The organism is Sorangium sp. So ce124, assembly GCF_051525235.1.
In the GTDB taxonomy this organism is placed as follows: domain Bacteria; phylum Myxococcota_A; class Polyangia; order Polyangiales; family Polyangiaceae; genus Sorangium; species Sorangium atrum.
Genome location: NZ_CP150312.1, coordinates 7,119,607 through 7,132,611 on the forward strand (window position 1 = coordinate 7,119,607; position 13,005 = coordinate 7,132,611).

The 13,005-nt window shown below is 71.9% G+C and carries 13 protein-coding genes; 7 read left to right on the top strand and 6 right to left on the bottom strand.

Annotated elements, in window-relative coordinates; genetic code table 11:
• Positions 1–62: 62 nt before the first annotated feature.
• Positions 63–230, top strand: coding sequence for a hypothetical protein (locus WMF19_RS26550; protein ID WP_437892919.1), 168 nt, complete (start codon positions 63–65; stop codon positions 228–230).
• Entirely contained in the window at positions 227–1,369 is a 1,143-nt protein-coding gene (locus tag WMF19_RS26555; RefSeq protein ID WP_437892920.1) for a tetratricopeptide repeat protein, read from the top strand. The genes WMF19_RS26550 and WMF19_RS26555 overlap by 4 nt, the downstream gene beginning before the upstream one ends.
• An 81-nt stretch (positions 1,370–1,450) precedes the next feature.
• On the opposite strand, the gene WMF19_RS26560 is transcribed toward WMF19_RS26555, so the two are convergent.
• The 5 genes from WMF19_RS26560 to cysK form a co-directional block, all read right to left on the bottom strand.
• The gene (locus WMF19_RS26560; RefSeq protein WP_437892921.1) at positions 1,451–1,987 is read right to left on the bottom strand and encodes a hypothetical protein; all 537 of its coding nucleotides are present in this window, start codon (positions 1,985–1,987) and stop codon (positions 1,451–1,453) included.
• 397 nt (positions 1,988–2,384) lie between these two features.
• The gene (locus tag WMF19_RS26565) at positions 2,385–3,089 is read right to left on the bottom strand and encodes an HPP family protein (RefSeq protein WP_437892922.1); all 705 of its coding nucleotides are present in this window, start codon (positions 3,087–3,089) and stop codon (positions 2,385–2,387) included.
• A gap of 146 nt (positions 3,090–3,235) precedes the next feature.
• A complete protein-coding gene (locus tag WMF19_RS26570) occupies positions 3,236–3,673 on the bottom strand; it encodes a hypothetical protein (RefSeq protein ID WP_437892923.1) in 438 nt (145 codons plus the stop codon).
• 107 nt (positions 3,674–3,780) lie between these two features.
• Positions 3,781–4,746: a serine O-acetyltransferase EpsC gene (gene epsC, locus WMF19_RS26575; protein WP_437892924.1), complete on the bottom strand. Its 966-nt coding sequence runs from the start codon at positions 4,744–4,746 to the stop codon at positions 3,781–3,783.
• A complete protein-coding gene (gene cysK, locus WMF19_RS26580; protein WP_437892925.1) occupies positions 4,743–5,732 on the bottom strand; it encodes a cysteine synthase A in 990 nt (329 codons plus the stop codon). The genes epsC and cysK overlap by 4 nt, the downstream gene beginning before the upstream one ends.
• A 512-nt stretch (positions 5,733–6,244) precedes the next feature.
• Between cysK and WMF19_RS26585 the strand changes: the two genes are divergently transcribed.
• From WMF19_RS26585 to WMF19_RS26605, 5 genes are all read left to right on the top strand, one after another.
• Positions 6,245–7,153 (top strand): family 2A encapsulin nanocompartment shell protein, encoded by a 909-nt coding sequence (locus WMF19_RS26585; protein ID WP_272093557.1) that lies wholly within the window; start codon positions 6,245–6,247, stop codon positions 7,151–7,153.
• Positions 7,140–9,395 (top strand): family 2A encapsulin nanocompartment cargo protein cysteine desulfurase, encoded by a 2,256-nt coding sequence (locus WMF19_RS26590; protein ID WP_437892926.1) that lies wholly within the window; start codon positions 7,140–7,142, stop codon positions 9,393–9,395. The genes WMF19_RS26585 and WMF19_RS26590 overlap by 14 nt, the downstream gene beginning before the upstream one ends.
• A 188-nt stretch (positions 9,396–9,583) precedes the next feature.
• The gene (locus tag WMF19_RS26595) at positions 9,584–9,898 is read left to right on the top strand and encodes a rhodanese-like domain-containing protein (protein ID WP_272093559.1); all 315 of its coding nucleotides are present in this window, start codon (positions 9,584–9,586) and stop codon (positions 9,896–9,898) included.
• A 126-nt stretch (positions 9,899–10,024) separates the two neighbouring features.
• Positions 10,025–11,896, top strand: a complete 1,872-nt coding sequence (locus tag WMF19_RS26600) for a DUF885 domain-containing protein (protein ID WP_437892927.1) — start codon at positions 10,025–10,027, stop codon at positions 11,894–11,896.
• Between the two features lie 111 nt (positions 11,897–12,007).
• Positions 12,008–12,241, top strand: coding sequence for a hypothetical protein (locus WMF19_RS26605; RefSeq protein ID WP_437892928.1), 234 nt, complete (start codon positions 12,008–12,010; stop codon positions 12,239–12,241).
• A gap of 122 nt (positions 12,242–12,363) precedes the next feature.
• On the opposite strand, the gene WMF19_RS26610 is transcribed toward WMF19_RS26605, so the two are convergent.
• Positions 12,364–12,951 carry a hypothetical protein gene (locus tag WMF19_RS26610; RefSeq protein ID WP_437322696.1) on the bottom strand — a complete coding sequence of 196 codons (588 nt, stop codon included), beginning with the start codon at positions 12,949–12,951 and terminating at the stop codon, positions 12,364–12,366.
• Between the last annotated feature and the right edge of the window lie 54 nt (positions 12,952–13,005).

Consider the following 13,005-nt stretch of genomic DNA (forward strand, 5'->3'; position numbering starts at 1 on the left):
GTCGCTCACGCGCTCGCCGCCCCCTGGCGCGCGCGCGCCGGATCGCCGATCCTCCCTGCCCCATGCCAGCCCCCACGATCGTCCTTCTGACCGGCGGCGCCGACAGCACCACGTTGCTCCACGTCGTGAACGCGCGGGCGCCCGTCGTCCCGGCGTTCGTCGCTGGCGGCGTGCCGGAGAGCCCCGGGTTCTACCTTCACGACGCCCAGGGGTCCGACGAGGGCTCGTGAGCGCCTCCCCCGCGTCCGCCCCCCGAGCGGCGCGGCCGGCGCGGGGCCAGGACCAGGCCGCTGCGGGCGCCCGCGCCCTCCGCGAGCGCGCCCTCCGTCATCTCTCCATGGGCATGCTCGGCGAGGCCCGCTCGGATGCGGGCGAGGCGCTCGCGCTCGTCGAGCGGGAGCTCGGGCCCGCCGACCCGGAGGCAGCAGGCGCGCTGCTCGTGCTCTGGCGGATCGCGGCGGCGTCCGGCGACCCTCCCGCCGCCGAGGCGCACGCGCGCCGCGCCGTCCTCGTGCTCGCGCGGGCGCGGCGGGGCGGCGAGGTCAAGCGGCTCCGCGTCCACGCATGGCTCGCCCTGGCCGCGACCGCGCGGCTCCAGGGCCGCTACGCAGACGCGGCGGCGCGCGCCCGCCGCGCGCTCCGGCTGGCCGAGGCCGCCTTCGGCGCCCGCGACGTCGAGGTCGCCGCCTGCCTCAACGAGCTGGCGATGAGCTGCAAGTACCGCGCGCGCTTCGCCGAGGGGGCGCGGCTCTACCGCCGGGCGATCCGCGTCCTCGAGCGGGTCCACGGACAGGATCACCCCGATCTCGCGCCCCTGCTCCACAACCTCGGCGGGCTCGAGCACGCTCGCGGCCGGGCGGCCCGCGGAGAGCCGTTCGCGCGCCGCTCGGTGGCGCTGCGGGAGGCGGCGCTCGGGCCCGAGCACCCGCTCGTCGCCGAGGACGCGGCCGCGCTCGCGGCCATCCTCGACGCGCAGGGCAAGCGCGGCGAGGCGGCGGCGCTCTACCGGCGCGCGCTCGCCATCTTCGAGCGCGCGTACGGCCCCGCGCACCACGAGGTCGCCTTCACCACGAGCAACCTCGCCGCCCTGCTCTACGCCGAGGGCGAGCTCGACGCCGCAGCGCGCCTGTTCCGCAAGGCGATCGGGACGATGGAGGGGCTCCTCGGCCCGACCCACCCCGACCTGGCGATGGCGCTCAACAACCTCGGTGTGCTGCGCCTCCGGCAGGGCAAGCGGGCGTCGGCGCGCCGGCTGCTGGAGCGGGCGCTCTCCATCTACATGGCGACGCTCGGCCCGGGCCACCCGACGATCGCCGCCTGCCGGGAGAACCTGGCGGAGGCGGGTCATGCCGGCTCGATCGTGGCCTGAGGAGGCACCACGCCGCGCGGTCGCCGCGGATCGAAGCGTGGCGCGTGGCTGGCTCCGGCCCGCGGCGCCGCGCGCCGTGGGTCACCGCGGGCGCCGCGTCGAGCGCGCGGTGCCCGTGGTCCGCGCCTGCCGCGTCGCCTTGCGCCCTGCCCTTGGCTTCGCGCCGCCGGCCCGGAGGAGCGTGCCGTTGTGGTTGACGCCGATGGGGACGACGGCGCTCAGATCGCTGGTGGCCGACGGTGAGGACGACCCGCCGCACGTGATGCCGAACGTCGCGGTGTACGTCCCCGGCGACCCTGGCGCGGTGAAGGACACGCTGACGTTCCGCTGACCTTTGAAGGAGGCCGGGCAGCTCGAGACGCCGAAGTGCTGGCTCGAGACGCTGCACTGGCAACCCGTCAGGGTCACCCCTTGGCTGTCCACGGTGACCGTACGCCAGGCCGTCGTCTGCGCCTGGACTTGCCCGAAGTCCCGGAGCGCCGGGCTGGACGCCAGCGCCTGCTCTGCCTCGCCGAGGGTGTCTTCTCCTCCCTCGTTCTCGAGGCTCTCCACCACGCAGCCCGCGGTTCCCAGGCTTGCGAGCAGCAGTGTCCCGACCATCACACATGATTGTTTCATAAAACCTCCGTCGCTGGACTCCACACAGGACGAGCGGCGCCCCGAAGCGACGACCAAGGCGACGATCGCCGCCGGGCCTGGCCTCAGGGCCTCTCGCGGAGCCGCCTCAGCAACCGGCACGCCAGCGCCCGGGAAACCACGGCCCCGCTGCTGCGGCGGCTCGATGTGGATCTCCGTGGCCCGAGCGGGCGGCGGATCCTGCCGAATCGGGCCCATTCGTCCGACGCAGTGGAGCGCGGAGCCCAACCGCATCTCCGATGGGCGACCGTGACATGTCACGCCGCGACCGTGACACCGCGGACAGGCGCGGCGCGACGCGCGGCGAGGTGCCCTGATGGCATGGAGCGACGACGCGAGTCGCCCGTCCTCGGCCGCCCGGCGACGGGAGGTCCTTGGATCAAGGAGGAGGCGGCGGATCCTGCTCCGGGCGCGCCTGCCGCGGGGCCCACAGCGGGTAGTCGACGCCGGCGAGGCGATTGATGACGATGGCCTGGAGCGTGAGCAGGACGACCCCGCCGAGGAGCACGAGGAGCATCGGAGGCCGGGACAGGATGCCCAGCGAGACGATGAGGGTCGTCGCGCCCGCGGGAGGGTGTGGCGCGCGGGCGAGCACCATGAGGCCGGCCGTGAGCCCCAGCGAGAGCGCCGCGGCGATGGCGCGCGCGAGGGTCACGCCGGTCGCGGTCGCCGGACCTGCGTGCGTGAGCCCGGTGATGAGCAGGCTCATGTACGCGACCGCGATGCCGATGCTGTGCCCGAGGATGGTGGTGCGCGGCGCGGCCGACGCCGCCGTTGGAGTGTAAAAGAACAAGAAGGCCGTTGGCCCGAGCGACGGAAAGACGAAGGGCGACTTCGTCACCACGGCGAGGGCTGCCATCAGGCCGATGCTCACGAACCCGTTCACGCAGCTGAAGACCGCGAGCACCGGTATCTTGGAGTAGCGCTGGAGGAGCCACGGGAGCCGGAGGCGCGCGAAGATGCCGCGCACGACGTCCGTCATCTCGCCGCCGAGCGGGTGCCGCGGCGAGATCGGACCGTAACCGCGCCCGTTTCCCCACGGCTCCGCCGCCGCGGGGGTCGATTGCCTGTCTCTCTCTGCCATCCTTCGTTCCTTGCGCGCTGGCTGCGCCTGGGCGCGCCCGCTTCCGCGGACGCTCGCTCGCTGACGGGCGCCACGGCCAGCTCACCACGATTCTACCCCGGGCTCCGCGAGATGGATCCGGGATCTCGCCCGGCTCGCTCCGCAGGTCAGCCCTCCGAAGAGCTACGGGGCCCCGGCGCATCCCTCCACTGCCGCACGAAGAACGGCCACGCGTCGTGGAGGTACAGGCCGAAGGGGATCCACCAGACGAGATCGTTCGTCAAGCAGAGCACGGCGGACCGAGGCGGCCACTGCCCGGTGGCGAGCAGCGCCGCGAGGCCGATCGGCCCGAGCACCTTGCCGAGCAGACCGACGCCCGCAAGGAGGAAGCCGCGCTCGGGCGCGCGAGCGACCTCCGCGTAGAGGAGGGCGTACACCCCGACGACCATCCCCAGACAGGCGAAGATCGGCGGGTGATTGAGGGGTTCCATGCCCGCGAAGCGGAAGAGCCATTGCGGGTCGACGGCGGCATAGAGCCCCCAGCAAGCGTTGTAGAGGGCAGCCAGCGCGAAGACGGCGCGGTGCAGGCGGCGGCGGGGGATCATCGCGGGGCGACCTCGGCGGACGCCCGGCGCTCATACACCGCGTCGACGCCGGGGACGAGCCGGATCTCGCCCGTGCCGAGCGCGCCGTGATGACGCGCTCGGACCTCTCAGATGCCGCCGCCGTCCTCGAAGACGTCGCTCCGCACCTGGGCCTGGCTGATACGGCTGTTCGCCGGGACGCTGCGCGTGAGCCACACGTTGCCGCCGATGCTCGATCCGCGGCCGATGGTGATGCGCCCGAGGATCGTCGCGCCGGCGTACACCACCACGTGGTCCTCGACGATGGGGTGGCGGTCGATCCCCTTGATGGGGTTCCCGCTCGCGTCGCGCGGGAAGCTCTTCGCGCCGAGGGTGACGCCCTGGTACAGGCGCACGCGCTCGCCGATACGGCACGTCTCCCCGATGACGACGCCCGTCCCGTGATCGATGAAGAAGCTCGCCCCGATCTCGGCGCCTGGGTGGATGTCGATGCCGGTGTCGGCGTGCGCGATCTCCGAGAGGATCCGCGGGATGAGCGGCACGCCGAGCGTGTAGAGCAGGTGCGCGATCCGGTGGTGCATGATCGCGGTGATGCCCGGATAGCAGAACACCGCCTCGTCGATGCTCGTCGCCGCCGGATCCCCCTCGAACGCCGCGCGCACGTCGGTCTCGAGCAGCTCCTGCACCGCGGGGAGGCCCTTCGCGAAGTCGCGCACGATCTCGGCCGCGCGGCCCTCGCGGCGGGCGGCCTCGCGGGCGTCGAGCTCCCTCGGGAAGCCAAGGCCCCTCCGGACCTGCTCGTGGAGCGCGAGCAGGGCCGCGTCGAGCGTGTGCCCGACGAAGTAGTCGGTCCCCTCCTCGGTGAGATCGGCGGGCCCGAAGTGCGCCGGGAAGAACACCGCGCGCAGATCGCGCGCGATGCCGACGAGCACCTCGCGCGACGGCAGCGCCTGCCGCCCGAGTTTCTGGCGCGCGCTGTCGATCCCCCGGCCGGCGGCGCGCAGCTCCGCGACCACCGAGCCGAGCGCCCAGGACGCGCCGGACACGGCGGGCGCGGCGGGCGCGCGGAAAACCCCGTGATCGGCCTCGCTCATGTCGCGAGCCCCTTCTCGTCGAAGAGCCCCTCGAAGAGGGCCGTGCTCAGGTAGCGCTCGCCCGAGTCGGGGAGGATGACCACGATCGTCTTGCCCTCATTCTCCTTGCGCTTCGCGATCCGCGCCGCGACCGCCACCGCCGCGCCGGACGAGATCCCCGAGAGGATGCCCTCCTCGCGCGTCAGCCGCCGCGCGTAGGCGATCGCCTCCTCGTTGGTCACCTGCTCGATCTGATCGACGATCGACAGATCGAGCACGTCGGGCACGAAGCCCGCGCCGATCCCCTGGATCTTGTGCGGCCCCGGCCTGAGCGGCTCCCCGGCGCGCGTCTGCGTGAGCACCGGGCTGTGCGTGGGCTCGACCGCGACGGAGGTGATCGCCTTGCCCTTCTGGTGCTTGATGAAGCGCGAGACCCCCGTGATCGTGCCGCCGGTCCCCACGCCGGACACGAGGATGTCGACCTTCCCGGCCGTGTCGTCCCAGATCTCCGGGCCCGTCGTCCGCTCGTGGATCGCGGCGTTCGCCGGGTTCTTGAACTGCTGCAGGAGCACGTACCGGCTCGGGTTCGACGCGACGATCTCCTCCGCCTTCGCGATGGCGCCGCTCATCCCCCTCGACCCCTCGGTGAGCACCAGCTTCGCGCCATAACCCACGAGGAGCTTGCGGCGCTCGATGCTCATCGTCTCGGGCATGGTCAGCGTGAGCGGATAGCCGCGCGCCGCCGCGACGAAGGCCAGCGCGATGCCCGTGTTGCCGCTCGTCGGCTCGACGATCTCCTTGCCCGGACCGAGGAGCCCCCGCTTCTCGGCGTCCCACACGAGCGCCGCGCCGAGGCGGCACTTCACGGAATACGCCGGGTTGCGTCCCTCGATCTTCGCGAGCACGAGCGCGCCCGCGCCCTCGACGACGCGACGGAGGCGCACGAGCGGCGTGCGGCCGATGGATTCTGCGTTGTCTTCGAACCAGCCGCGTGTGACGTTCGACATGGGCCCTCTGGGGTGCGACGGCATGCCTCCGCGTCCTCGAGGTCCGAGGACGTCGAGCGGGCAGCGAACGCCGCGCTTGATTACCAGCGGATGTTCATCTAACATAACGGACAGAATCCGCCAAGCACTTTGTGCCCCGCCGATGCGGTCTCCGGGGTCGTGGCGCGCCGGTGGCTCGAGGCTGTCACTCCATCGCCTGGCTTCTGTCCTCAACACCGCAACGCCGCCGCCACGATGCGGCAACGCAGCCGCAACCCTCTTGGGCCTTGAGCTCAGCTGAGGTCCGCCCGCGTCACCATCCACCACGGCGCGCGCGGCTTTACTCCACGATCATGGAAAACCATCCGTTTTAAAGGAGTCCAGCATGGTGGAAACCACATCTGCTTTACAGGAGGAAAGCGTCCTGGGCATCATGAGCGCCATTGCGCCAACCCGAGTAGAAATTGTAGTAATGGGCCAGCTTTGGCGGAGATAATCCCCCCACACGCCAGAGATCGAGGAAGAGCCCTGCCATGACGAACCACGAAAGCCATTTGCTTGGCGAGCGCGCCGCAAGGCAACACGCCAACACGAGCAAGACTCCGCCCCAGTGGGCCGGTGCCACCCCGCGTTGGCTCGTGCAGCTGCTCCCCTGGACGCCCGTCGAAGCAGGCGTGTACCGCCTCAACCGGGTCACCGATACCGATTTCGCGGTCGATTGCAGCCCGGAGGACGCCGCCGAGCTGCCCACGGCGCGCATCCACTATGAAGAGCAGCCGCGTGAGTTCGTGCTCAACACGGTGACCACGACGATCCAGGTGCACACCCGGATCTCCGACCTGTTCCGCAGCCCCATGGATCAGGTGAAGGAGCAGCTCACCGTCCTCGTCGAGAAGCTCAAGGAGAAGCAAGAGGACGAGCTGATCAACAACGGCAATTACGGCCTGCTCAACAGCGTGCATGAGAGCATGCGGGTCAAGCCGCGCGGCGCTGGCCCCACGCCGGACGATCTCGACGAGCTGATCGCGCGCGTGTGGAAGGAGCCCGCCTTTTTCCTGGCGCACCCGCGCGCCATCGCGGCGTTCGGTCGCGAATGCACGAAGCGCGGCGTTCCGCCGCCCACGGTGACCCTGTTTGGCTCGCCGTTCCTCACGTGGCGCGGCCTGCCGCTCATCCCCACCGACAAGCTGCACCTCGCGGGCAACAAGACCGATATCCTGCTGGTCCGCACCGGCGAGAAGAAGCGCGGTGTCGTGGGCCTGTTCCAGCCGGGGATCCAGGGCGAGGTGAGCCCGAGCCTGTCGATCCGCTTCATGGGCATCAACCAGCTCGGGGCTGCCTCGTACCTCGCGTCCCTCTACTGCTCGGCGGCGGTTCTGACCGAAGATGCGCTCGGCGTGCTCGAGGGCGTTCAGGTGGACAGCTACTATGAGTACAAGTGAGATCCAGACAGCGGATCTCCAGGGTGCTCTGCCGCAGGTGACTCGCGTCGTGGGGAGCTCTGGGATCGCGCCGTTGAACGTGCCGCTCTCGGCGCCGGGCGTCGCGCCCGCGTCGGCACCGGAGATCCCTGGCTTCGACCCCGCCTCCCTGGCCGCGGTGATCGCGCAGCTCGCCAACGAGATGCTCGGCGCGCCGTTCAAGCAGGGGGCGGCGGCGGCGCCAGCGGCTCCGCCGGCGCCGCCGGCTGCGCCGCTGCCCGGCGCGGCGCCGTCGCAGTCACCCGTCCCGCACCTGGCGGCGGCTGGCGCGACGCCGTCACCTGTTCCGGGGCCGTCCGCGGCGGCGGCCCCGGTCTATCCCGGGTCGGCCCCCGCCTATTCCAGCTCGGTCCCGGCCTACTCCGGCTCGGCCCCCGCCTACTCCGGCGCGGCGCTGCCGGGTGCCGGCTCGGTCCTCGCTTCTTCTGGCGCCGCGCCCGCCTCCCCCGGCGAGGTGTCGCTGCCCGGTGTCTCGCCGTCGCTGTCGCCCGCCCCGCCCGTGCAGGCGCCTGGCGCGACGCCGTCGGGTGTCGCGCCGTCGCTGTCGCCCGCCCCGCCCGTGCAGGCGTCTGGCGCGACGCCGTCGGCTGCCGCTGGGCCCTCCGCGGCGGCGGCCCCGGTCTATCCCGGGTCAGCCCCCGCCTCTTCCGGCGCGGCGCCGCCCGCTCCCGGCTCGGTCCCCGCTTATTCCGGCGCGACGCCCGCCTTCCCCGGCGAGGTGTCGCTGCCGGACTCGGCGGTGCGCGCCGGGTTCGTCCGCGTCCCGCTCGTGGGCTCCGATCCGCTGAGCCTGGGAGCGGCCGACGAGGTCCTCCGCATCCCGGTGCTGGGCGATCTCGCGGACCGCGACGCCGACGCCTACTTCGTGCCCGGCGCGCCCGCGCTGGGCATCGAGTCGCCCGTCGGCCCTCCCCAGGTCGAAGCCCACGAGATCCGCGCTGTGGATCCGGCGCTGGTCCGCGACCTCAGCCGCTCCGCCGGCATCCTGGACCCCCACGCGATCCGCCGGGACTTCCCCATCCTCGAGGAGCGGGTCCACAACAAGCGCCTCGTCTGGCTCGACAACGCGGCGACGACCCAGAAGCCCAGGGCCGTCATCGATCGTCTCTCGTACTTCTACGAGCACGAGAACTCGAACATCCACCGCGCGGCGCACGCGCTCGCGGCCCGCGCGACGGACGCGTACGAGGCGGCGCGCGAGGCGACGCGCCGCTTCATCAACGCCCCGTCCACGCGCGAGATCGTGTTCGTGCGCGGCACCACCGAGGGGATCAACCTGATCGCCCAGAGCTGGGGCCGGAGGAACGTGGGCCCGGGCGACGAGATCGTCATCACGTGGCTCGAGCACCACGCCAACATCGTGCCGTGGCAGCAGCTCTGCTCCGAGAAGGGCGCCAGGCTCCGTGTCGCTCCCGTGGACGACAGGGGCCAGGTGATCCTCGAGGAGTACGAGAAGCTGCTCGGCCCGCGGACGCGCATCGTCTCGATCACGCAGGTGTCGAACGCGCTCGGCACCATCACGCCCGCCCGCGAGATGGTGGCGATGGCGCACCGGCACGGCGCGCGCGTGGTCGTGGACGGCGCGCAAGCGGTGTCCCACATGCGCGCGGACGTGCAGCTCCTCGACTGCGACTTCTACGTGTTCTCGGGCCACAAGGTGTTCGGTCCCACGGGCATCGGCGCCGTCTTCGGCAAGAGCGAGGTGCTCGACGCGATGCCGCCCTGGCAGGGCGGCGGCAACATGATCGCGGACGTCACCTTCGAGCGGACGATCTACCATCCGCCGCCCGCGCGCTTCGAGGCCGGCACCGGCAACATAGCGGACGCGGTCGGCCTCGGCGCCGCGCTCGACTACGTGACGCGGATCGGGATCGAGAACATCGGCCGCTACGAGCACGAGCTGCTCCACTACGCGACGCACGCCCTCGCGACCGTCCCCGGGCTGCGGCTCATCGGCGCTGCGGCCGACAAGGCGGGCGTGCTCTCCTTCGTCCTCGATGGGCAGCGCACCGAGGACGTGGGCGGGGCGCTCGACCGGGAGGGCATCGCGGTGCGCTCGGGCCACCACTGCGCCCAGCCCATCCTGCGCCGCTTCGGCCTGGAGAGCACCGTGCGCGCGTCGCTCGCCCCCTACAACACTTGCGAGGACATCGACGCGCTGGTTGACGCGCTGCATCGGATCCAGATCGGCAGGTCTCGCTGACGTGACGCCCGGCGGCTGTCCGTTGAGACGGACACCGCCGGGCTCCCTTCCGACCGATTTCGCCGCCCAATCCCTGGGTTGGATCTCCAAATTAGGCTGAACACACGGGATTTCGAAGGATTTCGTCTCGACGGCGAACTTGTGTCCCTCGGGTTGCCACTGTCGTACGCGTCCGTTATAATGGACGCATGATCCAGACGATATCGCCCAGGGACGCGGACGAGCTGATCAAGAGCGGGGAGGTGGACGTTGTGGATGTACGCGAGCCACGCGAGTGGTCGGTCGGACACGTGCCGCACGCGCGGCTGGTGCCCCTCGATCAACTGAGAGCGGATCCGCAGCGGGCCCTGCCGCGCGATCGGGTGGTGTTCGTGTGCGCGAAGGGCGCCCGCAGCCTGACGGCGGCGAAGCTCGCCGAGCGGCTCGGGTTCAACCAGCTCTACAACCTGGATGGCGGCACGAGCGGTTGGGTCAAGGCGGGGCTTCCGCTCGAGCACAGCTGAGCTGCTCGATAGAGAACCTCCAGGCGTCGCGCGAGGCGCTGGTGGGGTGCCGCCGAGCGCGGCGCGCGCCTCGGTTTGCACCGCGCTGCGGTTGGCGCGCGGCGCCGCCGTCACAAGGTGTGCGGCATGGACCTGCGCGCGCTCCGCACCTTCCTCCTCGTTCCCCTGCTCGCCGCTTCCTGCGCCCGCAGCGCCCCGCCTCACGCGGCCGCGCCGGCTCCCCTGCCCTCGCCGGCGCCCTCGGCGACCGCGAGCACGGCGCCCGCCGCGCGCTCGGCACCTGCAACGGCCCAGCGGCTCCCGGCCTGGGTCGAGCGCAGCAACGAGCACGCGAAGGTCCTCCTCGACGTGCTCGTCCGGTTCTCGCCGGAGCGCGCCGGCTACCTTGGGCTCGAGCGCGCGGACCGGGAGATCTCGGACCTCTCGCCCGGGGTCGAGGCGCAGAAACGCGCGGCCTACCGCGCGGCCATCGTGGAGCTCCAGAGACGACGAGAGACCGAGAAGGACCCGGCGGTCGCCGAGGATCTGCAGATCATGCTGGACGCCGCGGGCCGGGCCGTTCGCAGCTCGGAGCTCGAGGAGAAGCACAGCGTCACCTACGTGAACGTCACGGGGCTCGTGTTCGAGGGCATCTCGAACCTGCTGGACGACCGGGTGCCGCCGGCGCGGCGGGCTGCGGCCCGCACGCGCCTCCGGCGCTATGCCGGCATGGAGGCGGGCTACGTGCCGATCGCCGAGCAGGCCATGTCCAGGCTCCTCCAGGACCTCGAGAAGCCCGGATTGCTCGCCCCGCCCAGGATGGAGATCGAGCGGCACCTCGCCACGAACGCCCGCGTCCGCGAGGGCATCGGCGAGCTCTTCAGGAAATACGGCATCAGCGGCCATGACGAGCCGCTCGCGGCGCTGGATCGCCAGCTCGAGGCGTACGACGCGGCGCTGCGCGACGACGTGCTCCCCCGGGCGCGGACCGACTTCGCGCTGCCGCGGCCGATCTATGCGTTCGCGCTCGAGTCGCACGGCGTCGACCTGCCGCCCGCCGAGCTCGCATCCCTGGCCCACGCCGCCTTCGAGGATCTGACGGCGCAGATGCAAGAGCTCTCGGTATCGGTCGCCAGGGAACGCAAGCTGCCAGGCGCGGACTACCGCGACGTGCTCCGCGCCCTGAAGAAAGAGCAGCTGGTGGGCGAGGCCATCTTGCCGCACTACGAGGCGCGGCTCGCGCAGATAGAGGACATCATCAGGAAAGAGCGCCTCGTCACGCTGCCCGACCGGCCTGCGCGCATCCGGCTCGGCACCGCCGCCGAGAGCGCCGAGTCGCCGGCGCCCCACATGCGGCCGCCGCGGCTGATCGGCAACCAGGGGGAAGAGGGGGAGTTCGTGTTGCCGCTCAGCCTCCCGGGCCCCCCCGGCGCCGCGGACGAGCTGCAGAAGGTCGACGACTTCACCCACGCAGCGGCGTCGTGGACGCTCACCGCCCACGAGGTGCGCCCCGGACACGAGCTCCAGTTCGCCTCGCTCGTCGAGCGCGGCGTCTCGATCGCCCGGGCGGTGTTCGCGATGAACAGCGCCAACGTCGAGGGCTGGGGGCTGTACTCCGAGGCCCTCGTGTTCCCGTTCATGCCGCCCGACGGTCAGCTCGTCTCGCTGCAATACCGCCTGCTGCGGGCCGCGCGCGCCTTCCTGGACCCGGAGCTCCAGGCCGGCAAGATCACGCCTGCGGCCGCGCGCGCCTTCCTGGAGCAGGAAGTGGTGCTGTCGGCGCCGTTCGCTCAGTCCGAGGTGGAGCGCTACACGTTCCGCGCGCCGGGACAGGCGACGTCGTATTTCTACGGGTTCACCCGGCTGATGGAGCTCCGGGCAGAGGTCGAGTCCATGATGGGCCCTCGCTTCGATGCGCAGCGATTTCACGATTTCGTGCTCGCCCAGGGGATCCTGCCGCCGAAGCTGCTGCGCAAGGCCGTGTTCGAGCGGTTCGTCGAGGCTCAGCCGGAGCGCTGAGCGAGGAGGAGCGAGCGAAGGCTGTCTCGATCCGGCGCGGGGTCCCCTTGCGGCACGCCTCGCCGGCTCCACCTGTCGTGTCGGGCACGGGAGCGCCGGAGGATGTGACGCATGGGAACGAGCGAGGAGAAGGCGACGGAGCGACAGCCGGAAGCACCTGAAGGCGCCGCGGCCGGACCCGAGGCGACGAGGGCGAAGATGCGCAACGAGCGGAGCCCGCAGACGCCGCTCGATCGCGGCGGGGCGCGCTCGCAGCGCGAGGCGTGGGAGCCGGTGGACGAGGCGTCGGACGAGTCGTTCCCGGCGAGCGACCCGCCGGCCTGGACGCCGATCCACCCGGGCTGAGCCTGGACCCCGCTGCGCTGCGGCTCCTTGCGGCGGAGCCGGCGCCCGCCCCTGAGCTGGAACGGGCGGAGCTCGGCCTGGCTCATCGCCAGATCACCGGACCCACGGCCGGCTGCGGTCCGTCACGGCTCGGGAACGCCCTCTTCGAGCCACGTCCGCGCGCTCTCGGCGGTGAGCTTGAAGTCCGGGGGCACCCTCGACCGCCTCACGGTCTCTCCTGCCGCGTCTCGCCCCGTGAGGATGGCGTGCGGATCGTCCTCGTCGGGCACGATGTCGAGGTCCACCCGCATCCGGGCGCCGCCCTCGACCACCGTCGTCACGCTCCGGTGCAGTTGCGCCCGGCGTTGCTGGGCGTGCCGCGAAAGGACCTCGTTCGCCGTCTTCACCAGGGTGGCGAAGGCGCTCGCGTCGAGCGGCTTCGGGTTCTTCTTGTCGCGCCCCATCGTCCACGGCCCCACCAGCGCGGGCTCGCTCTGGCCGTCGCACGTCATCTCGACCGCCCACCCGTCGTCGTCCTCGTTCTTGATGACCCGCGCCGTCCACCCGTTCCCCTTCCACAGCTTCGGGTCCTGATCTTCAGGGCGGATCGGGCGCGTCTGCCCGACCTCGTCGTCCGTCGCGTCCGTCGCGTCGTGCGTCGTGTCCATGGGCGCCTCGGTGTACTCGCTGCGCGCCCGGCGCGTCCACCCCGCCGCGCACGCCTCGGGCATTTCCTGTCAGCACCTGGCAGCCCTGGACCTCCTCCGCGGCGACCGTCGAGCCCC